Source organism: Pseudomonas sp. TE3899 (genome assembly GCF_056279105.1).
Genome location: NZ_JBWBQR010000001.1, coordinates 1,375,825 through 1,398,071, shown reverse-complemented (window position 1 = coordinate 1,398,071; position 22,247 = coordinate 1,375,825). Strand labels below are relative to the sequence as shown.

Sequence of the window (22,247 nt, the reverse complement as noted above, 5' to 3'; positions counted from 1 at the left end):
TGCTTCTAAAAGATCGCAGCCTGCGGCAGCGCCTACAAAGTCCTACCGGTCACAACACCGAGAAGTTGTAACTCACGATCAACCGGGTCTCATCCACGTCCCGGGCAAACTTCTCGTAATTGGTCCGGTACGTCGCATTGCGCAGACGCAAACTCACGTCCTTGAACGTCCCGCTCTGCACCACGTACTTCAGTTCGCTGTCGCGCTCCCACTCCTTCCCGTCCTGAGCGCTGCCCAGCACCTTGATATGGTCGCCGTTCACATAACGGGTCAGGAAACTCAGCCCGTTGAGGCCAATCGCCTTGAAGTCATAGTCATAGCGCAACTGCCACGAACGCTCTTGCGCGGCGGCGAAGTCGTTGACCTGCACATAGTTGACCAGGTACGGGTTGGTGCCATCCAGGTACGGCATCGAGTTGTCGCCATTCATGCGCTGCCAGCCGGCGCTGAAGGTGTGGCCACTCAACGCATACGACAGCATGCCGCTCAGGGCACGGTTGTCGATGGAACCGGCACGGGCGGCGCCGCTGTCGGCACTTTTCAGCAGTCGCAGATCCGCCTTCAGTACGCCGTCACCCAACGGTTGGTTGGCCAACACACCGACGAAGTGCTGGCGGTAGATGTCCTCCAGTTCCGCGTAATGGTATTGGGCAGTCAGGCGCTCGTTGATCTTGTAGTCGAAGCCGTACATGTCGAAATGGTCAGCGGTGACATTGCAGGCGTAGCGCTTGTTCTTGCAGTGCACGCGGATGTCTTGCGCATCCGTCGAATCCCGGGCGGTGTATTTGTCCAATCGCGCGGCCATGAAGGTCAGGTCTTTGACCTCTTTGGAGGTCAGCATCGCGCCGTTGAACATCGTCGGCAGCAGACGGCCGTCGTTGTACTTGAGCAGCGGCAGGTCCGGCAGCAACGCGCCGTACTTCAACACGCTTTGCGAGACCCGCACTTTGGCGGTCACGCCGAGCTTGGCGTACTGGTCCTTCGAACCGCGCGGGTTCTCGCCGGACGACGGCAGCAAGCCGCTGTTGCTGCTGTCGGCGCTGGAATCGAGCTTGAGCCCGAGCATGCCCAATGCATCGATTCCGAAACCGACCGTGCCCTCGGTATAACCCGATTGCAGATTGAGAATGAAACCTTGTGCCGACTCCTCACGCTTGGAAGCGCCCTGGTCGTTGCTGGTGTGCCCATCACGGAAGTCGCGGTTGAAATACACCGTACGCGATTCGATTTTCGCCGTGGTGTCGTCGATAAAACCGCTGGCCTGGACCGACCCGGTAAAACCGGCGCACAGGGCTAGAGCGCCGAAGCCGAATGACTGGCGGGCCGTGATGAGGGGAAATGGGGGACGCATGAAAAAAAGCTCCAACAGTGCAGCGTTTGCGCAAGGCGCAATAAGCCAGAAAATAGCTTCCGCCCTGGACCGGTGACGGGCCAGAGTGAAGTGAACACACGGGGGTGAACGGCGATGATGGCACAAGGCTTTTACGGGTTGAAGGCGACTTTAGTCTGAAACTGACTGGCAGTTCTTCAGTTCGAGTTCCCTCCTGTTGGAACCGGTCAGGTCTAAATCTCCGCATTCATTGACCGAAACCCTGCACATAGGGGATTTCCCTACCCTCAAGCACGGCATTTGCGCCTTGAACGCGCCCGGTTAATCCTGCACCATCCGCCCCAGCTTATTCAAAGGACGGAATTCAAGGCATGCTGGACGCGAACGCAACCCATATTTCCCTCACGCTGGAAGGTGTTTCCACCGACCTTCAAGTGCTCAGTTTCGTCGGTCGCGAAGCCCTCAACCAACCGTTCTGTTTCGACATCGAACTGGTCAGCGCCCGCCCCGACCTCAAACTCGAAGAGCTGCTGCACAAGCCTGGCTGCCTGACCTTCGGCGCCACCGGCGAAGGCATCATCCACGGCCTGGTCTACCGCATCGAACAAGGCGATTCCGGCAAAAAGCTCACGCGCTACAGCGTCAGCCTGGTGCCGCAACTCGCCTACCTGCGGCACAACCATGACCAGCAGATCTTCCAGCACCTGACCGTACCGAAGATCATCGGCCAGGTCCTCGAAGCGCGCGGCATCCTCGCCGATGCCTACAGCTTCCAACTCCGTGCGGTCTACCCCGAACGCGACTACTGCGTGCAGTACGACGAATCCGACCTGCATTTCATCCAGCGCCTGTGCGAAGAAGAAGGCATTCACTTCCACTTCCAGCACTCCGCCAGCGGCCACACACTGGTGTTCGGCGATGACCAGACGGTGTTCCGCAAACTCGCCCCCGTGAGCTACCAGCAAGACTCCGGCATGGCCGCCGAAAAACCGGTGATCAAGCGCTTCAACCTGCGCCTGGAAACCCGCACCACCCGCGTCAGCCGCCGGGACTACGACTTCGAAAAACCACGCATCCTCCCCGAAGGCACCGCCAAAAGCCCCTTCGCCCCGGACCTCGAAGACTACGACTACCCCGGCCGCTTCACCGACCGCGAGCGCGGCAAGCAACTGGCTACCCGCGCCCTTGAGCGGCATCGCAGCGACTACAAACTCGCCGAAGGCAAAAGCGACGAGCCGACCCTGGTCAGCGGCCACTTCCTGGCCCTGAGCGAACACCCGCGCGCCGAGTGGAACGACCTCTGGCTGCTGCTGGAAGTCGTCCACGAAGGCAAACAACCGCAAGTGCTCGGCGAAAACACCACCAGCGACGTCACCGACAACAAGGACGACTTCCACCAGGGCTACCGCAACCGCTTCCTCGCCACCCCGTGGGACGCGCACTTCCGCCCTGCCCTCGAACACCCGAAAGCCAAAATCCTCGGCAGCCAGACCGCCATCGTCACCGGCCCCAAAGGCGAAGAAATCCACACCGACCCATACGGCCGGGTCAAAGTCCAATTCTTCTGGGACCGCGACGGCCAGGCCGACGACAACACCACCTGCTGGCTGCGCGTCGCCACCGGCTGGGCCGGCAACGCCTACGGCGGCATCGCCATCCCGCGCATCGGCATGGAAGTGCTGGTGTCCTTCATGGAAGGCGACCCGGATCAACCGCTCGTCACCGGCTGCCTGTACCACAAGGAAAACGTCGTCCCCTACGACCTCCCCGCCAACAAAACCCGCAGCACCTTCAAAACCCTCAGCTCACCGGGTGGCAAGGGCTACAACGAATTCCGCATCGAAGACAAGAAAGGCGCGGAACAGATCTACCTCCACGCCCAACGCGACTGGGATGAAAACATCGAGCACGACCAGAAGATCCGCGTCGGCAACGAACGCCACGACACGGTCGAGGCCAATGTTCTCAGCGAATTCAAGGTCGAAGAACACCGCATCACCCACCTGGATCGCAAGACCGAATCCCGGGCGAATGACCACCTCACCGTTGGCGTGACCCAGCATGTGAAGGTGGGGACGGCGTTGTTTGTCGAGGCGGGTCAGGAGATTCACTACAACGCTGGGGAAAAGGTTGTGGTTGAGGGGGGGATGGAGCTTACGGCCAAGGCTGGCGGGAGCTTTGTGAAGGTGGATGCGGGGGGTGTGACGATTAGTGGGGCGAATGTGAAGGTGAACACGGGTGGCTCCCCTGGGGCGGGCACCGGGATTCAGATTCTTGCGCCCATCACTCCAGGCGCCGCCGCTGCCGCCATCGCGGGCAAGCTGCTTAGCGCTCCACCTGTTGGAAAGTTCAATGCGGTCCCTGATTCAGCGGCACCTGCTGAAGCAGATGAGCTCGAAGAAGAGGAAGAGGAAGAAGAGGTCGGTGAAGATGAGATCACCTTACGCATCGGCGTGTTTTTCGACGGGACGGGTAATAACCGAACCAACAGTGAACGTGTATATGGCTGCTTTGCGCCGGACGTGAACCTGGAAGAAGCAGCAGAGGATATTCGCAAGTACTGCGCCGCTCATGGCTATGACGGCAAAGGGAGTTCGCCGGATAACAGCTACGGGAATGATGCGAGTAACGTAGCTAAGCTGTATGACTTGTATGACCAACAATCGAATGAAACTTTGCCGATCGACGCTACGACAGCGAATCTGGCCATCTATGTAGAGGGCATTGGAACCAGTAGCACCGGTGATGATTCCCTGTACTCGCAAGGTACTGGATTAGGCGCTCAGGGCGTAAGGTCCCGGGTGGAGGAGACTCCTGCACTGCTGATCAAAGCGCTGCGAGCTTTCGGAATGAATAATGCCGACAAACGAATTAAATCTATTGAGTTTGATATTTTCGGTTTCAGTCGTGGAGCAGCCGCCGCACGGGACTTTGCCAATGAGGTGCTTAAAGGGGAACAAAGTATTCTGGCTAAAGTCATTCCAGCAGGTTCTGCCGGCTTTGTAGGTGGTTTTACATGGAAGGCACATTCCGATGTATCGATAGACTTTATCGGTATTTATGACACCGTGGCCGCGATTGCCAATCCACTACTGCTGGACTTGAATGGGCATAACGCAAACAACCCTGGTATCAATATCGTTCTGGCTCCCGATGCCGCGAAAAAAGTCGTTCATCTGGTCGCTAGAAATGAGCGGCGTTATAACTTCTCTCTGAATAGCTTGGGTGCAGCAGATATTGTACTGCCCGGCGTGCACTCAGACCTCGGGGGAGGTTACTTGCCGAAGGCCACAGAACGCGTACTCATTAGCAAGCCACGTCGAAGCGATGTAGCGGAAAAAACCTCATTTACCGAAGCCAATAGCTACAAGCTTGCCCAGCAGGATTTGAGAAGACTCCAAGACCAACTGGCGCAATACAACCTCCCTTTAGAGGTGCGTACATGGGAGGTGCCGTATCGACCAGCCGACAAAGATAATCGAACCAACATGAAACATGTGTACGCCGCAGTGAGCAGCCAGCGTGAAGTTCGTAGTGACCTGTCGTTGATCTACTTGCGGGTCATGCGTGAGCTGGCGGTAGAGAATGGCGTACCCCTTCAAAAGATATCGGAAAATGATCCTAGGCTAGCGCTACCTGCCGAGCTAGTTCCAATTTCTGAAAAGCTGATGAACTTTGCATTGGGCAAAAGCGCGACACCTGGACTGAGCCCACAAGAAGAAGAACTGCTTTTCCAACGGTATGTACACTTGTCCGACAACTGGAATGCGGCAAAAAACATGAACAACAGCGATCTGGATGTCGTTTTCATCAATCGTCCAAACGAAAACTTACTGCGCACAGTGCACCCTAATGAGTAAATTCATACGTATCGCCTTTGTCACGTTCCTGCTCAGTGCAAGCGCACTCGCCAATAGTAAATCATTGCCTTATGACGCATGGCGGCTCGGCTTCTCGGCCCCCAGCTACATGGATGTCTGGATCGAAACAGCCGATGCTGTAGATATTCAAGGGAATGTATATGCACGCGCCATGAGTGGAAACGCTGAAACACCGAAACCTTCGAACAATAGTGGCCATCCGAAAGGCTGGCCTGCAAAACCGGGCTGGGGTAAAGGTAAGTACATCAAAGGGGCAGACTTACCTAAGAAAATCTATGTCCGCTGGCAATCACTGGTAGAACCGCAAACCTACCAAGTAACCATCGACATACCGGACTCGGCCAGGGAGATGATGCGCAAGGAAGAAAAGGTTTTTTGCGCCTTTGATGGTAAATGGATAACGGACTACCGTGAGGCACTGGTCATAGGTCTTGCTCCTGGCGGCGTTGCAAAAGTCTGGGTAATGGGCCCCTGCTTGCCTGCCATTGAAGTCACAAGGGTTCAAGCCAAGGTAGATCCGCGCGGTCCTTATGAAGGTAAGTCTGGTGGGAAATACGACACACTTTCAGACGTATCCAAAGCTTATATCGAGAAATTTGGCGTGCCTTATGGCTCTTGGTAATAGCAATTATATTTCTTATTAATTGAAGCCCAACTCCAATACCTGTTGCTGCGCGACCTCAATAGGCAGGAGGTTCAGCTATACACCTACTTGAAACTCGACGCGATCAAAAATATCGACTTGGTACAACCTCTGGTCGATTTGGGGAAAGCTGTTGCGACGATTCCTGTGATTATAGTAATCGGCGGGTTGATTGTCGCAGTTGCAATTCCATACCTGTGCAAGCAGATTCTCGTCGCTATTTCGAACGGGGCGCGGTGATGCCTATTACAAATGATTCGAAGGGGGCAACACGATTTGGTTTTGGGCTAGCGAATTACAAGTTCATCCCTGACTAAAAAACGGGATATTGCCTCAGGAACTGGATATTTATGAACATACGACAACATCTATTCAGTAAAAAACATTATGAAAACTTTCTCCGCGAACACGACGAAGTTATTGAGTTCTGCAAAACCAATACATTTCAATCTGACTCAATCGTGCAGGAAGCCTCTCTTCGTGCCAGCCATTTTCAGACCTTGGCGCTGGATAGACTCCTTGCTGCTTATACCGGTGGAGAGGCCATAGCTTCTCTTATCCCTCTGCTTGAAGACGTGATTGAAAAGTACGAAGTTCGTCAGAAAATGTTGGCCCGGTATGAGGACTCACCAAAAATCTCGCCGCTGGCAATGGACGACTGGCCGGATCAATACGAAGAAGCCGTTCAAGTGATCGGTTTTTGCGTTCTGCTGCATCGCACAGACTTGCTACCGCGCTTCGTCAAGCTCATGGACGAAGCCGGATATGCTGGCGACGACACGCTTTATGAGGACTTGTTGAAGAAGGTTTTGCCTGACCGTCACGATGTTGATCAGTGGTATCACGACGTCTATACGCCCCTTATTCAGGCGATCTACATCGAGAATAAAGAAGAGCAGTCAACATTGCTCCAACAGTATTGTGATGGGTGGTATTCCGCTTTTGAGCAAACGCCGTGGCACGATACTCACCATCAAGGAGAAGATGGTAATTACGTAGGTTATTGGGCTATCGAAGCTGGTGCAATCGCGTTTTTATACGGCATCGACGACAGCAAAATCGATAGCATGGTTTACCCCAAAGACCTGGTTGCCTATGCCAGACGCGCAGCAAAAACGTAAACTCCCGCCCTCTTCAGAAACGGACTTCGGATTCAACGCCATGGAACTGCACTTCACCATTACCCCCGAGCACACCCAGATCAGGATCGGCGAACAGCTGGAGCGCGAGATGCTCAAGCATGATGAGCAGCAGGCCCAACTGATGGGTTTCGTCGCACGCTTGCAGGAACGTCTGCTCGCCCCGCTGGTGTTTGTGCTGTGCCTGGCCGGCGGGATGCTGGCGATCTATTTCCCCGAGCGCCAGTTCACTCCTCAGAAGATCATCACGATGGTGTTGTTCGGGGCGATCTTCGCGGTGTTTTGGTGGTTCTTTTCCAGTCGATGGTTGGGCCACCTGCGCGCACGTATGGCCGCCAGCCACGCCAAGCCGAGTGCGCCTTTGCGCGGCACGAATCAGCGCCTTATCGAAGCCAAGCTGCGTATTAACCTCAAGTCTGTTGAGGGTGCGTATCGCTTGCTGCTTGATGATCAGGGTTTCAGTTTGGTCAATGCCAAGGGTGCAAAAGGCGGGTTGGCTTGGGGGAAGATTGTGCGTCTCAATGAGACACCTGACTTTTACTCGGTGGCCTGCGCTGAGTCGGATCGCAAGGACAAGGCCTATCACATTCCCAAACGCAGCGATGTGATGGACGCCGAGCAGTATCAGCAAGGTTTGGCGCTGTTTTTGAGTCGGGTGCCCGCCTCTGCCGTGTTGACGCCTGCCTCGTAGAAGGCAGGCGTATTTCTGCGGGCGTCAGGCTGGGGCTGTCCAGCCCAGCATTTGTTGCTGCGCGACTTGCAATAGATCGCAGCCGTCCTGCGTCAGCAGATACAGCGCGTGGGTAATGTGGGGAATGTCCTGGACGTCACCGTCTTTGAAGCACTGGCAATGCAACGTTTCCAGCAAGTTGCTGGAGGCACGGATGCGTTGGAGTGCGGCTTCGAGAATGTCTTGGGGATTGGCCTCGGTGTCGATGACCAGGGGGCTTGAATCAGTGACGCTGCTCTTGATTGGGCGGTAGCGATCGGGAAATGGATTTAGCGTTGGCATAGTGGTTACTCGATGATTTGTGAATAACCGCCAGCATCGTGACCAAACGATGGAGGCGGACTGTGTACAGGCTTGGTCAACCGATACCATCGACTCGGCTCGCCCGAAGGCGTCCGGCACACAGCCGCCATTACAACGCACTACGAACACATAGAAGTCCGCGGGGCGAATGATGGCACACACATCTGTGTGATGGCAGCAGGTGACCAAACCTGACCGCTGATTTTGCAGCGATGCCAAACAGTACCCGCCGGAAGCCGGCCGGCGAAAGTCGACAATGCGCCCAAGCTTGTAGGAACGGGACGAAGCTTTCTTAGGATTTTTTACGACTCACGGGCAGTAATGTAGGACCCAACAACCGAAAGGATTCCCGCCCCAATGAAATCACCTTGGCCGTACCTCATCGCAGCACTGCTAACCACCCCAGCCTACGCGCAACCGCTCAAGACCATCCTCACCTGCCCTTTAGCCGGCCACTCCAAGGTATCGCTGCTGGCCGAGCCCGCCGAAGACGGCCATCGTCTTTTCGTAAAACTCGACGGCAACACCCACATCGCCTTCACCGATATGCCCCAAGAGGACTTTATCGGCCGCATCGTCCTGGCAAAGTGCGTGTCCTCAACCCTGATATTCGCCCTGGAATACCGCTCGCCCTATATGAAAGGCGTCGTGTTGCGCAAAAACCCGGTCACTCACAGCGTTGAGCAAATCGATTTCGCCGAGAAGGCCCTGCCCCGTTGGCTCTATCTGGGGCCGCAGCAAATGCGTCTGGTCATGCCAAACGAAGGCTATGAAGTCCCGACGAAGTTGCTGCTCTATGACTACGTGGCCGGCAAAGGCCAGGCTGAAACGGCTATCGGCATTGACGCGCTTCCCGAGGCGCGTGGTTTTAAAGTCGTGCGCCTGGAGAGTCGTTCCAGCAACTAACTGACCGGTCCCACATGAAACCTCTGTCAGAAACCGCCTTGCGACAGGTGGCGTTCATCCGGGTTAACCATCGCTTAACGCCGCGGTCCAAAACTTTACGGGACCGCACGCCTTCAGACTCTCCTGATGCCCAGTGCGGCAGGTTCGACGCCTTATTCGTCGAGCTGACTTTAAGCCTGCACCGGAGAACCTCCATGAACATGCGCACCTTGCTGATCACCACTGCCCTCGCCTGCACCGCGTTTACCGGTCTGGCCCAAGCCAACGACACTTCGACCTCCCAGGCGACTCCGTACCAGTACGGCATGCCGCTGCACGTGGGCAAGGTGATTGCCTTGAACGAACCGACGACGTTGGACTGCAAAGTGGTCAACGCAGACATGAAGTACATCGACAGTGCCACGGGTAAACCGTCGGAGATCACCTATCGGAAATTGTCTGACGCCTGCAGTTATCAGAACTGACAGAAGGCTCTGATTCGGCGCTTTGCGGTTTGCCTGTGAGGGATCTGGCGCTATGCTTTGGGCGCCTCCCTCACTGCCGCAAGGATTCGCCATGCAGTTATCGTTTCGTACGTTGTCGACGTTCACCGCCGCGCTGTGTTTCGTGCTGGCGTTGGTGTGGGGCTTGATGCCGGATCAGTTATTGGCGGTCTGGAGCATCGAGTATTCGTCGGCGGCGGGACTGGTCGCGCGGCGTAGCGCCGTGCTCTTTGCGGCGTTGGGGGTGATGTTTTATCTGGTTCGCAACGAGGCGCCTTCCGCGACTCGCAGTGCTTTGAGCAACGGTTTTATTGTCGGCTGTTGGGGTTTGGCAGCACTGGGCTTCGGCGAATGGCTGAATGGCCATGCCGGGCCAGGTATTTTGCTGGCTGTCGGGGTCGAACTGGCGCTGGGTCTGGGATTTTTCCAGACCCGGCGCGTATCGGTCGAGCTCGAAACTGTGGGTTAAAGTGCTTTGCGATCCGGATGCAATGTCTGGGCGGATGCCCTGTGCTGCATGTCGGATCGAAGTTCGGCAATCAGGTCGTTGATTTCGCGACAACCATTCAAGTGTTTGGCGTTGATACCGGTCACCATCAGATCCAGTTGATCGGTGTGCGTGTCGGCATACACTTTTACGGTCATCGACAAGTCAGGCGTCAGCGTGCATTGACAGCGCTTCGGCAGGAAGCTGCTTTCAATGATGTTGCGAAGTTCCAGGGCAGAAAGAAACATGGCGACCCTCTCCTTAATGTGAGACTGCCAATCAAAATAATCATCGGTCGGTGCTGAAAAAACCCGTTTGTCTTCCTTGCGGGCCTGAACATTTCATTACCTGGCCGTTCTCTCGTAGCAACACTGACTCATATGAACTCGTCGGTCAGCTTAAGACCAGCTACAGCATAAAACATGCCCAAGAATTCGCTCTGCACCTCGTCGGCAAATCAAAGGTTTAGGCTGCGCGCCATCAGATTGCCCTCATGCAAGATGCAAGAAGGGCCGGTAGAAGCCCTGCAATATGCAGGTATCACCGATGGGTTTGCATCCATCGTGTTCGGCAGTAAAAATGCTACCCAATATTTCAGTATCCGCTGACCCCACTCACACGCAAGGAGGCATCATGGGTTCGTTGACCTTAAACACGACCGTTGGGCTAATAGTTGCCGGGCTGTCGTGCGCCGCGCACGCCGCAAAACTTGAGGAAGTTGCGCCATTCCCCAAAGCCGATAGCGGTTTTACCCGCCAGGTGATCCGTCTCGCGCCACAAACCCAGGAAGACAGCTACCAGGTCGAGATTCTGGCCGGCAAGACGTTGACTGTGGACTGCAACCGTCAGCGCCTGGGCGGAATGCTCGAAGAGAAGAATCTGGAGGGTTGGGGTTATCCGTTCTATCGGCTGGAAACGGTGATCGGGCCGATGAGCACGATGATGGCCTGCCCGGATGGCAAGACCACAAAAGACTTCGTGCCGGTGGTCGGTGACGGGTTCATGCTGCGCTATAACAGCAAGCTGCCGATCGTGCTTTACGTGCCCAAGGATGTTGAGGTTCGTTATCGGATCTGGACGGCGTCGAGCAAGATTGAGAAAGCTGTCCAGGAGTAGCGCGATACTGTGGCGAGGGCGCTTGCTCCCGCTTGAGTGCGCAACACTCACAAAACCTCCCATCGCCCTCGAAGTCTTGGGGCCGCTACGCAGCCCAGCGGGAGCAAACTCCCTCGCCACAGGGGCACCACCAGGCTTGGGATCATCCTCAGCCTTCCGATATTTGCCACAGGAGCTTTCTTTTGATTACCTGCCACGTCAAATACGTGATCGACCCCTATCAACTGCCCGAGTTCGAAGCCTACGCCCAGGCCTGGCTCGGTATCGTCGAGCGCCTGGGCGGTACTCATCATGGCTACTTTCTGCCGTCCGAGGGCGCGAGCAATATTGCCTACTGCCTGTTCAGTTTTCCGTCGCTGGCGGACTATGAAAGCTACCGCCATATCGCGATGACCGATCCGGAAACTACCGCGCTGGTGGCCTCGCTGGTGGAGAAGAAGTTTATCGTCAGCTACGAGCGCACGTTCCTGCGCCCGATGCTGGCCTGAGCCCCCTCACGCCGGGACGCCGCTCAACGCAGCGCGCTCGGCGACATGGCGCAGGCTGTCGAAATTGATGTTGGCGCCCGAGTCGATGGCCACCAACGTCTGGCCCCGGACGCCGGTCTGTGCCACGTACTTCTTGATTCCGGCCACGGCCAAGGCGCCGGAAGGCTCGGTGATCGAGCGGGTGTCGTCGTAGATGTTCTTGATCGCCGTGCACAATTCGTCGTTGCTGACGGTGATGACTTCATCGACACAAAACCGGCACACCTCGAAACCATAAGCACCGATCTGCGCCACTGCCACGCCGTCGGCGAAGGTTCCTACGTTGGGCAGAACCACCCGTTCACCGGCCCGCAACGCCGCCTGCAAACACGCGGAGTGTTCCGACTCGACGCCGACGATGCGCACTTCCGGTCGCAGGTATTTGACGTACGCGGCGATACCGGCGATCAAGCCACCGCCGCCCACCGGGACGAAGATCGCATCCAGTGGTCCTTGGTGCTGACGCAGGATCTCCATAGCGACGGTACCCTGCCCGGCAATCACGTCCGGGTCGTCGAAGGGCGATACAAAGGTGCGACCGGTTTGCTGCGCCAGGTTCAGGGCGTATTCCAGGGCGAAGGGAAAACTCTCGCCATGCAGCACCGCGTCGGCACCACGGCTGCGCACGCCGAGCACCTTCAACTCCGGCGTCGTGCAAGGCATGACGATGGTCGCGGCGATCCCCAGTTCCCGCGCCGCCAACGCCACGCCCTGGGCATGATTGCCCGCTGAAGCCGTGATCACGCCGCAGGCCTTTTGCGCATCGCTGAGCTGCACCAGTTTGTTGTAGGCGCCACGGATCTTGAAGGAAAAGGTCGGTTGCAGGTCTTCGCGCTTGAGCAGGACCTGATTGCCCAACGCCTCGGACAGCGCCGGCGCCGGTTGCAGGGGCGTGCGCACCGCCAGCTCATACACCGGCGCGGCGAGGATCTTTTTCACGTAGTGCTCAAGCAAGGCCTGCTGGGCGACGGTACTGTTCATGCTGATCTCCTGTTTCACACGACCTGCGCAGGAGCTGCCGAAGGCTGCGATCTTTTGATCTTCAAACAGCAAAAGATCGCAGCCTTCGGCAGCCCTACGCGGGTGGTGCGTCGATTCAAAACCCAGGAGACAGAAAGTAAAAACCCGCCTCTAGGGCGGGTTGGGTGCTGCAGTCGTGAGCTAGCCCGCCAAATAAGGAATGGCGGTAATAATGCTTGGCTGGCAGCGCAATACGGTGGAAGTCATGGCTGGAAATTAGCCGGGCGACGCGGGCAAGTCAATGGCCAATTTTGCCGGGGCTCTGTAGTCTGGCGACTCCGCTCATTGCCCCCAAGGATGGAAACCATGAAGTCTGTCGCCCTGCCCCTGATTGCCTTGATCGCGTTTGCTGGCTACACCGTGTCGGTGATGCTGCAGGCCGAACAGTCGTTGATCGATTTCGGCATCAGCTTGATGTCGCGTCCGGATACGGCGCAGGTGGTGATTGATCTTTATCTGCTGGCGACGCTGGCGGGCATCTGGATGTACCACGATGCGCGCAAGCGCGGCCAATCGGCGCTGTCCGTAATTCCCTATCTGTTGCTCACCGCGATTTTCGTGTCGATCGGGCCGTTGCTATACCTGGTTGTCCGTGGCTTGCAGGATCGGCGCAAGGCACTCACTTCGCCAGCCGCCTGAGCCCCAGCACCATTACACCGGCCCCGAGCATCATCGCCGTCAAGAACAACGGATAGGACACCCACCACGGCGTCCCGGCCGTCATCATGCTGAACTCGGACATGCCGCCAATGCTCGCAATCAAATTCAACGGCAGAAACACCACGTTGATCAGCGTCAGTTTGCGCAACAGGTTGTTCATGCTGTTGTTCATCAGGTTGCCCCGGGCGTCGATCAGTCCGGAGAACACCGTGGAGTAGATTTCCGCCTGTTTGTAGCACTGGTTGTTTTCGATGATCAGGTCGTCGATCAGGCCAATGGCCTCGGCGCTGAAGTGTTCCTTTTCCGCGTGGTTGCGCAGCCGGGTCAGCACGGCGCCGTTGCTGTGGATGGCGTTGATGTAATAGATCAGGCTTTCGCTGAGGTTGAACATTTGGATCAGGTGCTGGTTTTCCATCGAGGCGTTGAATTTTTGCTGCAACTCCCGGGCAACCAGTTTGATCACCTTGAGGTGGCCCAGGTAGTGATGGATGTTGTTGAACAGCAAATCCAGCAACACATCCAGCGGCGTGTTGAGCCGCTGGCGGGTGCCGAGCCCGTGCAGCGGCGAGTCGTCGGTGGCGATCACCAGCAAGCGGCCCGGCGAGAACAGCAAGCCGCAGGACGACACCTCGAAGGCCAGGCTGCCGGCACCGGAATAGTTTTCCGGGCGTTTCCAGATCAGGAACAGGTTGTCGGGGTGAAACTCGATGCGCGACACCTCGTCGGGGTCCAGAGCCGAAGCCAGGGCGTGTTCATCGAGTTTGAAATGGCTGTGCAGCAAGTCCCGCTCGGCGGCATCGGGGTTGCTGAACAGCATCACTTCGGCGTCCAGCCGTTCAACCTTGTGCAGGGCGCCTTGGGTCAGTTGAAAACTCTTGATCATCGGCCGTTCACCAGGCCTGGCCGCGTCGCTTGAGCTCCAGGCGCCGGACGAACTCTTCCAGCACCAGCGAGTACAAATCATCCTGCAAATAAGCGTCTTCGATGCCAGCGTCCATGTTCGGATTATCGTTGACCTCGATGACCACCACTTTGTCGCCAGACTGCTTGAGGTCGACGCCGTACAAGCCATCGCCGATCAGGTTGGCAGTCTTCACCGCCAGCTCCACCACCGCGCGCGGCGCTTCGTGGACCGCCAGGGTGCGGCATTCGCCGTTGATGTCCTGGCCCTTGGCTTTGTGGTTGTAGATCTGCCAATGGCCCTTGGACATGAAGTACTGGCAGGCAAAGATCGGCTTGCGGTTGAGCACACCGATGCGCCAGTCGTACTCGGTGTAGAAGAATTCCTGAGCCAGCAGCAACACCGAGTGTTCGAACAATTCAGCGGTGGCTTCGAGCAAGGCTTGCTGGCTTTCGACCTTGATCACGCCTCGGGAGAAGCAGCCGTCGGGGATCTTCAACACCAGCGGAAAGCCCAGACGCTCGCCGACCCGTTCGAAGTCTTCCGGTCGCTCCTTGTAGAGAATTTCGGTGGCGGGCATGCCCAACTGGTGGCTTTTCAGCAGGTCGGTCAGGTAGACCTTGTTGGTGCAGCGCAGGATCGACGCCGGGTCATCCATCACCACCAGCCCTTCGCTCTCGGCTTTCTTGGCGAAGCGGTAGGTATGGTTGTCGACGCTTGTCGTCTCGCGGATCAGCAGGCCGTCGTATTCGGCGATGCGGGCGTAGTCCTTGCGCTCGATCAGCTCGACGTCGATGCCCAGGGTCTTACCGACCCGCACGAAGTTATCGAGGGCCTTGGCGTTGGAGGGTGGTAACGCTTCTTGCGGGTCATGCAGGATCGCCAGGTCATAACGCGCCAGGCGCCGTGAGCGCGGTACACGCCAGATCTTGCGACTGAAACTGTCCAGGGAGTTGGCAAATTGATCTTCCTGATCTTCACGCAACTTGTGCAAGGCGCCGGACTTTACACCTTCAATGTGCCAGCCGTTAGTTCTTCTAAACTCAACTAGCAATATCGGACATGGGAACACTTCAAACAGTTGCCGCGCCAGATCCTGCAAGGGTTCGATATTAGTCTTGCCAAAATAAAGGGTTAGCGTAAAGCCTTCGGTATCGCTGTAAAGATGATTACTGAGGGCTTTTTCCAGCGGTTTATCCAGATCGTCCAGGGACAGCCCATACAGCGATTTACGCGTCAGTTCACTGATGGTCCGCACCGATGGAATGACCTTGTGCCCCCGGGCTTCGGCCAGCAGCGAGCAGTAGTAACCGTGCCCCAGGTACTTGTAGCTGCGGCACAGGTTGATCACCTGGACCCGTTTACCCTGCTCGTTGTCGCGGGTTTGTTCCAGGTATTCCTGGGCCGTGACGATGTCTTCACTGGGAAAATATGACGCCCAGTCTTCCTTGCGTTCGACGATGATAATCAACTGACTTGAAGTGCTGACCGCGTCATTTAAATAAGTTGCCGCCGGCAAACTTTGCTCGGATACTTCGCGCCAATGACCTTGTACCGCTGACATAGTGATTGATCCGTTGGAGAACAAGACCTTTCCTATTAAGCACGAACTTTTTCGAAAGTCCCGTTTCGTTACGCAACTTTTACGGCGGTCATATGAATCCTGTCTTTCGCTTGGCGGTAGTTGAAGACTTACCGGCACTGTTGAAACTTGAAGAGCAATGCTTCACCACGGACCGGCTCAACAGTCGCAGTTTTCAGTGGATGATCACCAAGGCTCACGGGCAGTTGCTGGTGGCGGAACACGCTGAAGCACTGCTCGGCTACGCGGTGGTGCTGTTCCACCGTGGCACGTCCCTGGCGCGGTTGTACTCCATTGCCATCGCGGCCGAGGCCCGAGGCAACGGCTTGGGCAAACAGTTGCTGGAGCGGGTCGAGGCCTGCGCGCTTGAGCATGATTGCGCCTACTTGCGCCTGGAAGTGCGCATCGACAACCCGGCAGCGATTGCCTTGTATGAGCGCAATGGTTATCGGCGGTTTGCGCTGATTCATGACTATTACCAGGACCATGCCGACGCGCTGCGTCTGGAGAAGCGCATCCTCCAGCACCGTGATTCGCGCAATATCCAGGTGCCGTGGTATCGGCAGACCACCGATTTCACCTGTGGCCCGGCGTGCTTGCTGATGGCGATGGGGGCGCTGCAGCAGGGGCGATTGCTGGAGCGACGTGAAGAGCTGCAAATCTGGCGCGAAGCGACCACGGTGTTCATGACCTCGGGCCACGGTGGTTGCAGCCCGCAAGGTTTGGCGTTGGCGGCATGGCGGCGCGGGTTTCGTGTGCAGCTGCAACTGAGCATGGCCGGGCCGTTGTTTCTCGATGGGGTGCGCGATGAACATAAAAAAGACGTCATGCGTTTGGTGCACGAAGAGTTCACGGCGCAGTTGCAGGACACCGATGTGGAGCGGGTGATTGGCGGAACGCTGGATTTGCCACGGTTGCTGGACGCGGGTGGACAGCCATTGGTGCTGATCAGCAGCTACCGCCTGACCCGCTCCAAGGCGCCACATTGGGTGATGGTGACCGATTGCGACGAAGAGTTTGTCTACCTGCATGACCCGGATGTGGATCACAGCCAGCATCGGCAACCCATGGATTGCCAGCATCTGCCGGTGAGTCATGGGGAGTTTGAGAAGATGTGCAGTTTTGGACGGGGCAAGCTTCGGGCGGCGGTTGTCCTGTATGCCCGCCACCAGTGATCGTTCCCACGCTCCGGGTGGGAATGCCTCTTGTGACGCTCCGCGTCACGCTTTGGGACGCAGAGCGTCCCTGGCTGCATTCCCACGCGGAGCGTGGGAACGATCAGCGACGCGGAGCGTGGGAAAGATCAGCGCAGAGACTTCACTTCAACCCAACCTTGTACAGCGCCCCATCCTCCTCATCCGTCAGCACATACAAATACCCGTCCGGCCCCTGTCGCACATCGCGGATCCGCTCCTTGAGTTCGCCCAGCAAGCGCTCTTCATGCACGACTTTGTCGCCATCGAACTGCAACCGAATCAGTTCCTGGCTCACCAGCGCGCCGATAAACACGTTGTGCTGCCAAGGCTTGAAGCGATCGGCGTCGTAGAACGCCATGCCGCTGATGCCAGGAGAAACTTCCCAGACGTGGTGCGGTGGCACGGTGCCTTCGGCGGTCTTGCCCTTGGCTTCCGGGATCGGCTGGCCGGAGTAGTTGATGCCGTTGGTTGCCAGCGGCCAACCGTAGTTCTTGCCGCGCTCGATGACGTTGATTTCGTCGCCACCCTTGGGCCCATGCTCGTTTTCCCACAGCGTACCGTTCCACGGATTGAGCGCCGCGCCCTGGGGGTTACGCTGGCCGTAGGACCAGATCTCCGGTCGCACGCCGGCCTGACCGACAAAAGGGTTGTCATCCGGCACCTTGCCGTCCGGGTAGATCCGCACCACTTTGCCCTGCAACTTGTCGAGATCCTGGGCGGTCATGCGGTCGTTGTTTTCGCCCAGGGTGATGAACAGGTAGCCGTCACGATCAAATACCAGCCGTGAGCCGAAATGATTGCCGACCGAAAGCTTCGGCTCCTGACGGAAGATCACCTTGAAATCCTTGAGGGTGGTCAGGTCTTCGGACAAACGCCCGCGACCGACCGAGGTCCCGGCCTTGTCACCCTCACCGCCACCTTCGGCGTAGGACAGATAGACCATGCGGTCCTGCTTGAAGTCAGGTGACAGCGCCACATCGAGCAAACCGCCCTGCCCCTTGGCCCAGACCTTGGGTACCCCGCTGATGGGCGCCGAACGTTTGCCGTCGACCGTGACCACCCGCAGGTTGCCGGGCCGTTCGGTCACCAGCATGCCTTTGCGGTCCGGGAGAAACGCCAGGGCCCACGGGTGTTCCAGGCCTTTGGTGATCGGCGTGACCTCAAGGGTGCCTTGTTCGCTTTTGAGTTGCTGGGTGGGCGCGGCGAAAACAGGCGCCGTGGCGGTGATCAGTACGCTGGCGCAGAAGGTGGCCAGGAGGGTTTTACGCAACATGCACGCTTCCTTTTGCTGTTCGAATGGCTGACAGAACCTCAGTCCCGCCGTTCAACGGTTGCTGCTGTCCGAGTCCCTTGGAGGTGGGTTGGGAATGAATTTCGGTGGCGCGCTGGGCGCCGATTTGTTCTGGGGATATCGGTTGCCGATGCCGCCGTTGTCCAGGGTGGGCGGACGCGGCGTCGGCGCGAACGTTGGCTGCCGGGTGGCGGGCTGCGTGCCCTGCATGCTGTTGGGATTGGCCCGGTGAATCGGGCTGTTGTAGGGATTGTTGTTGCTGCTGCCCGTCGGGCTCTGGGCCTGGGCCGCCTGGCCGAGCAAACCGCTCAAGGCCAACACGGTGCAACCGAGCACAAATCTGTTCATGGGGAGCCTCACTGCGGACACGGGAATAGAGTCTTCGATGCCACGCTACGCCCGAGGTTCGCATTTGTTAACTGAAACCTCCTTCACAGATGTAACACCCGTTTGCCGCACCGCTGATCCCCCCGCAGGGCTTGGGCGCAAGCCGCTGAAACTTTTGCGCGGAGCCGCAGGTCACCTGATCATCACTTGCGAGTACACGACGATGGCCCGGGCAATCTGGAAAGGCGCAATCAGTTTCGGCTTGGTGCACATCCCTGTGGCACTGGTGTCGGCCACTTCATCCCAAGGGGTGGATTTCGACTGGCTCGACAGCCGCAGCATGGACCCGGTGGGCTACAAGCGCGTCAACAAGGTCACCGGCAAGGAAGTCACCAAAGAACACATCGTCAAAGGCGTGGCCTACGAAAAGGGCCGTTACGTGGTGCTCAGCGAAGAGGAAATCCGCTCGGCGCACCCGTTGTCGACCCAGACCATCGACATCTTCGCCTTTGTCGACAGTGAGCAGATTCCGCTGCAAAACATCGACACACCTTATTACTTGGCACCGGACAAACGTGGCGGCAAGGTCTACGCACTTTTGCGTGAAACCTTGAGCAAAACCAACAAGGTCGCCCTCGCCCATGTCGTGCTGCACACCCGCCAGCATTTGGCGGCGCTGATGCCACTGGAATCGGCCATGGTGCTGGTGATGCTGCGCTGGCCGGCGGAAGTGCGCAGCCTGGATGAATTGGCGTTGGGCAGTGAAGTGACCAAACCGGAACTGGCAAAAGGAGAGCTGGAGATGGCCAAGCGCCTGGTGGAAGACATGAGCGCCGACTGGAAACCCGAGGATTACCGCGACAGCTTTGAAGACAAGATCATGGCCCTGGTCGAGAAAAAGGCCCATGAAGGCAAGATCGAAGACGTCGAAAGCACCAGCGGCGAAGAGGAACGCAAAACCGCCGATGTTATCGATTTGACCGAACTGCTCAAACGCAGCCTCGGCGGCAAGGCCGCCGCCAAACCAGCGGCCAAACCGCGCAAAGCCGCCGCCAAACCGGCCCCAGCGAAAAAAGCCACGAAGAGCTCTCGCGGCTGACGGCCCGGGACTCGCAGCACAGGGTAGTCCGCCATGGCTAAACCGGTGAGTGAATACACGCGCAAACGCAACTTCGAGATCACGTCGGAGCCGCCCGAATCGGCGCCGGCCAAACGCGGCAAGAAAACTGCCTCGGCCCTGCGTTTCGTGATCCAGAAGCACGATGCGCGCAACCTGCATTACGACTTTCGCCTGGAACTCGACGGCACCCTGAAAAGCTGGGCGGTGCCGAAGGGCCCGAGCCTCGATCCAGCGCAAAAGCGCCTGGCGGTGCATGTCGAAGACCACCCGATCAGTTACGGCACCTTTGAAGGCAGCATCCCCGAGGGCCAGTACGGCGCCGGGGATGTGATTGTCTGGGACCACGGCGTCTGGCAACCGATGGGTGATCCGCAGCAAACCTACAAGGCCGGCAAACTGAAATTCACCCTGATCGGCGAAAAGCTTTCCGGTGACTGGGCCTTGGTGCGCACGCACCTGCGCGGCAGTGGCGACAAGGAACAATGGTTGCTGATCAAGGAGAAGGATCAACAGGCACGGCCGATCAGCGAGTTTGACGTGGTCGCCGAGCTGCCAAAAAGCGTGTTGAGTGATGCCACGGTGGGCGATAAGACCACCAAAAAATCCGTCAAAAAAACCGTTAAAAAGCCCAAACCGACCACCCTGCCCGAAACGTTCAGCCCGCAACTGGCCACGCTGATGGAAAAGGCCCCGGCCGGTGATTGGCGCTACGAAATCAAATTCGACGGCTACCGCATCCTCGCCCGCATCGACGACGGTGAGGTGAAGCTGTTGACCCGCAACGGCCACGACTGGACCGCCAAACTGCCGTTGCAGGCCAAGGCCCTGGCCGAGATGAAGCTCGACGGCAGTTGGCTCGATGGCGAAGCGGTGGTGCTGAACGACAAGGGTTTCCCGGATTTTCAGGCGCTGCAAAACGCCTTCGAAATCGGGCGCTCGGTGGACATCGTTTATTTCGTGTTTGACGCGCCGTTCCTCCACGGCGTTGATCAGCGTGAGATGCCAGTGGAAGACCGCCGTGCGGCGTTGAAAAAAGCCTTGGGACGGAAGTCGCGGCAAGTGCTGCGCTTTTCGGAAGCCTTCACCGCGAACCATCAGGACATCGTCGAAAGCGCCTGTGCGCTGTCCCTGGAAGGCGTGATCGGCAAGCGCGCCGGCAGCACTTATGTGTCACGCCGCAGCCCGGACTGGATCAAGCTCAAATGCCGCTTGCGCCAGGAATTCGTGATCATTGGTTACACCGCGCCGCAAGGTTCGCGCAGCGGTTTCGGCGCCCTGCTGCTGGGCGTCTATGACGATCAGGCGTTGGTGTATGCCGGGCGGGTCGGCACCGGGTTCAACCAGGCCAATCTCAAGTTGTTTCATGGGCAATTGCAGAAGCTCGAACGCAAAACCTCGCCGCTGGACAAGTCGCTGACAGCGGCGCAGGCCCGAGGTGTGCATTGGGTCGAGCCGAAACTGGTGTGCGAAGCCGAATTTGCCGAATGGACTCGCGAAGCCGTGGTGCGCCAAGCCGCGTTCATCGCCATGCGCACCGACAAACCGGCGACCGAAATCGTGCGTGAACAGCCCCAATCCCCCAAGGCGAGCAAACCCGTGAGCGAAAAGAAAACCAGCAGCAAGGACAGCACCGTCGCCGGGGTCAAGATCACCCACCCCGATCGCGTCATCGACAAGGACAGCGGCACGCAGAAACTGCAACTGGTGCAGTTCTACGAAAGCATCAGCGAGTGGATTCTGCCGTTCCTGCGCAACCGGCCGGTGTCGCTGTTAAGGGCCCCCGAAGGCGTGGACGGCGAGCAGTTTTTCCAGAAACACGCCGAGCGTCTGGCGATCCCCAATATCAAGCACCTGGACCCGAACATCGACCTGGGGCATGCACGCCTGATGGAAATCGACAGCGTCCAGGCGCTGATCGGGGCGGCGCAAATGGGCGCGATCGAGTTGCATACCTGGGGCGCGACCCACGACAAGATCGAAACGCCCGACCTGTTTGTGCTCGACCTCGACCCCGACCCGGCGTTGCCGTGGAAAAGCATGGTCGAGGCGACGCAACTGACCCTGTCGGTACTTGATGAAATCGGTCTCGACGCCTTTCTGAAAACCAGCGGCGGCAAAGGCATGCACATCATTGTGCCGCTGGCGCGCAAGGATGATTGGGACACGGTCAAGGGGTTCGCCAAGGCCATCGCCCAGTTCATGGCGCAGCAGTTGCCGGAACGGATCACCGCGACCATGGGCCCGAAAAACCGGGTCGGCAAGATCTTCGTCGATTACCTGCGCAATACCCGTGGGGCCAGTACGGTGGCGGCGTATTCGGTGCGGGCGCGGCCGGGGTTGCCGGTGTCGGTGCCGATTGCACGGGATGAGTTGACGGCGCTGCATGGCTCACAGGAATGGACCGTGGCCAATTTGCTGGAGCGGCTTGAAGGGTTGAAAGGTGATCCGTGGGAAGGGTATGCCAATCGGCAGAAGATTACGGCGAAGATGTGGAAGCAGTTGGGGGCAAGAAGCCTTAGGTAGTGTGTTGAATATACCAGCCTCTTCGCGGGCAAGCCTCGCTCCTACACAGGGTTATGCGGCGTTCAAATAATAGGTGAACGACA

20 protein-coding genes and 1 pseudogene are annotated in these 22,247 nt (G+C 57.8%); 13 read left to right on the top strand and 8 right to left on the bottom strand.

What is annotated here, in order from left to right:
* Positions 1-49: 49 nt before the first annotated feature.
* Positions 50-1,351, bottom strand: a complete 1,302-nt coding sequence (locus ACZ89E_RS06360) for an OprD family porin (protein WP_476255132.1) — start codon at positions 1,349-1,351, stop codon at positions 50-52.
* Positions 1,352-1,701: 350 nt separating this feature from the next.
* Between ACZ89E_RS06360 and tssI the strand changes: the two genes are divergently transcribed.
* The 4 genes from tssI to ACZ89E_RS06340 all read left to right on the top strand — a co-directional run bounded on the left by tssI (position 1,702) and on the right by ACZ89E_RS06340 (position 7,684).
* The gene (tssI, locus tag ACZ89E_RS06355; protein ID WP_476255131.1) at positions 1,702-5,190 is read left to right on the top strand and encodes a type VI secretion system tip protein TssI/VgrG; all 3,489 of its coding nucleotides are present in this window, start codon (positions 1,702-1,704) and stop codon (positions 5,188-5,190) included.
* On the top strand, positions 5,183-5,833 hold the full coding sequence (locus tag ACZ89E_RS06350) for a DUF2931 family protein (RefSeq protein WP_476255130.1): 651 nt from the start codon (positions 5,183-5,185) through the stop codon (positions 5,831-5,833). Before tssI ends, ACZ89E_RS06350 begins: the two co-directional genes overlap by 8 nt.
* A 371-nt stretch (positions 5,834-6,204) precedes the next feature.
* A complete protein-coding gene (locus ACZ89E_RS06345; protein ID WP_476255129.1) occupies positions 6,205-6,975 on the top strand; it encodes a PoNe immunity protein domain-containing protein in 771 nt (256 codons plus the stop codon).
* Positions 6,950-7,684, top strand: a complete 735-nt coding sequence (locus ACZ89E_RS06340) for a hypothetical protein (protein ID WP_476255128.1) — start codon at positions 6,950-6,952, stop codon at positions 7,682-7,684. The genes ACZ89E_RS06345 and ACZ89E_RS06340 overlap by 26 nt, the downstream gene beginning before the upstream one ends.
* A gap of 24 nt (positions 7,685-7,708) precedes the next feature.
* On the opposite strand, the gene ACZ89E_RS06335 is transcribed toward ACZ89E_RS06340, so the two are convergent.
* Positions 7,709-8,005 (bottom strand): hypothetical protein, encoded by a 297-nt coding sequence (locus ACZ89E_RS06335; protein WP_149661632.1) that lies wholly within the window; start codon positions 8,003-8,005, stop codon positions 7,709-7,711.
* 378 nt (positions 8,006-8,383) lie between these two features.
* Between ACZ89E_RS06335 and ACZ89E_RS06330 the strand changes: the two genes are divergently transcribed.
* The 3 genes from ACZ89E_RS06330 to ACZ89E_RS06320 all read left to right on the top strand — a co-directional run bounded on the left by ACZ89E_RS06330 (position 8,384) and on the right by ACZ89E_RS06320 (position 9,883).
* Entirely contained in the window at positions 8,384-8,932 is a 549-nt protein-coding gene (locus ACZ89E_RS06330; protein WP_476255127.1) for a hypothetical protein, read from the top strand.
* A gap of 194 nt (positions 8,933-9,126) precedes the next feature.
* Complete coding sequence (locus ACZ89E_RS06325; RefSeq protein WP_149661630.1) at positions 9,127-9,396, top strand: DUF2790 domain-containing protein; 270 nt, start codon at positions 9,127-9,129, stop codon at positions 9,394-9,396.
* A 91-nt stretch (positions 9,397-9,487) separates the two neighbouring features.
* On the top strand, positions 9,488-9,883 hold the full coding sequence (locus ACZ89E_RS06320) for a hypothetical protein (protein ID WP_149661629.1): 396 nt from the start codon (positions 9,488-9,490) through the stop codon (positions 9,881-9,883).
* Here the strand turns inward: ACZ89E_RS06320 and ACZ89E_RS06315 are convergent.
* Complete coding sequence (locus tag ACZ89E_RS06315) at positions 9,880-10,149, bottom strand: DUF1652 domain-containing protein (RefSeq protein WP_463257458.1); 270 nt, start codon at positions 10,147-10,149, stop codon at positions 9,880-9,882. The genes ACZ89E_RS06320 and ACZ89E_RS06315 overlap by 4 nt on opposite strands.
* A gap of 385 nt (positions 10,150-10,534) precedes the next feature.
* Between ACZ89E_RS06315 and eco the strand changes: the two genes are divergently transcribed.
* Together eco and ACZ89E_RS06305 are read left to right on the top strand one after the other, a co-directional pair.
* Entirely contained in the window at positions 10,535-11,017 is a 483-nt protein-coding gene (gene eco, locus ACZ89E_RS06310) for a serine protease inhibitor ecotin (RefSeq protein WP_149661627.1), read from the top strand.
* A gap of 182 nt (positions 11,018-11,199) precedes the next feature.
* The gene (locus tag ACZ89E_RS06305) at positions 11,200-11,505 is read left to right on the top strand and encodes an NIPSNAP family protein (RefSeq protein WP_149661626.1); all 306 of its coding nucleotides are present in this window, start codon (positions 11,200-11,202) and stop codon (positions 11,503-11,505) included.
* A 24-nt stretch (positions 11,506-11,529) separates the two neighbouring features.
* Here the strand turns inward: ACZ89E_RS06305 and ilvA are convergent.
* Positions 11,530-12,525, bottom strand: a pseudogene (gene ilvA / locus ACZ89E_RS06300) (threonine ammonia-lyase, biosynthetic); the annotation flags it as partial.
* Between the two features lie 345 nt (positions 12,526-12,870).
* Between ilvA and ACZ89E_RS06295 the strand changes: the two are divergent.
* Positions 12,871-13,203: a DUF2834 domain-containing protein gene (locus tag ACZ89E_RS06295; RefSeq protein WP_149661624.1), complete on the top strand. Its 333-nt coding sequence runs from the start codon at positions 12,871-12,873 to the stop codon at positions 13,201-13,203.
* Here ACZ89E_RS06295 and ACZ89E_RS06290 read toward each other — a convergent pair.
* Both ACZ89E_RS06290 and ACZ89E_RS06285 read right to left on the bottom strand, forming a co-directional pair.
* Positions 13,184-14,107: a magnesium transporter CorA family protein gene (locus ACZ89E_RS06290; RefSeq protein WP_133839708.1), complete on the bottom strand. Its 924-nt coding sequence runs from the start codon at positions 14,105-14,107 to the stop codon at positions 13,184-13,186. The two genes, ACZ89E_RS06295 and ACZ89E_RS06290, sit on opposite strands and share 20 nt — an antisense overlap.
* Before the next feature lie 7 nt (positions 14,108-14,114).
* Positions 14,115-15,689 carry a RimK family protein gene (locus tag ACZ89E_RS06285; RefSeq protein ID WP_149661623.1) on the bottom strand — a complete coding sequence of 525 codons (1,575 nt, stop codon included), beginning with the start codon at positions 15,687-15,689 and terminating at the stop codon, positions 14,115-14,117.
* 92 nt (positions 15,690-15,781) lie between these two features.
* Here ACZ89E_RS06285 and rimI point away from each other — a divergent pair, with 92 nt between their 5' ends.
* Positions 15,782-16,882 carry a ribosomal protein S18-alanine N-acetyltransferase gene (gene rimI / locus ACZ89E_RS06280; RefSeq protein WP_476255126.1) on the top strand — a complete coding sequence of 367 codons (1,101 nt, stop codon included), beginning with the start codon at positions 15,782-15,784 and terminating at the stop codon, positions 16,880-16,882.
* A gap of 142 nt (positions 16,883-17,024) precedes the next feature.
* Here rimI and ACZ89E_RS06275 read toward each other — a convergent pair whose 3' ends face one another.
* Both ACZ89E_RS06275 and ACZ89E_RS06270 read right to left on the bottom strand, forming a co-directional pair.
* Entirely contained in the window at positions 17,025-18,176 is a 1,152-nt protein-coding gene (locus tag ACZ89E_RS06275) for a PQQ-dependent sugar dehydrogenase (RefSeq protein ID WP_476255125.1), read from the bottom strand.
* 51 nt (positions 18,177-18,227) lie between these two features.
* Positions 18,228-18,542, bottom strand: a complete 315-nt coding sequence (locus tag ACZ89E_RS06270) for a hypothetical protein (RefSeq protein WP_463257463.1) — start codon at positions 18,540-18,542, stop codon at positions 18,228-18,230.
* Positions 18,543-18,744: 202 nt separating this feature from the next.
* Between ACZ89E_RS06270 and ku the strand changes: the two genes are divergently transcribed.
* Together ku and ligD are read left to right on the top strand one after the other, a co-directional pair.
* Positions 18,745-19,620 (top strand): non-homologous end joining protein Ku, encoded by an 876-nt coding sequence (gene ku, locus ACZ89E_RS06265; RefSeq protein ID WP_133839703.1) that lies wholly within the window; start codon positions 18,745-18,747, stop codon positions 19,618-19,620.
* A 33-nt stretch (positions 19,621-19,653) separates the two neighbouring features.
* Positions 19,654-22,164: a DNA ligase D gene (ligD, locus tag ACZ89E_RS06260; protein WP_476255124.1), complete on the top strand. Its 2,511-nt coding sequence runs from the start codon at positions 19,654-19,656 to the stop codon at positions 22,162-22,164.
* Positions 22,165-22,247: the final 83 nt, after the last annotated feature.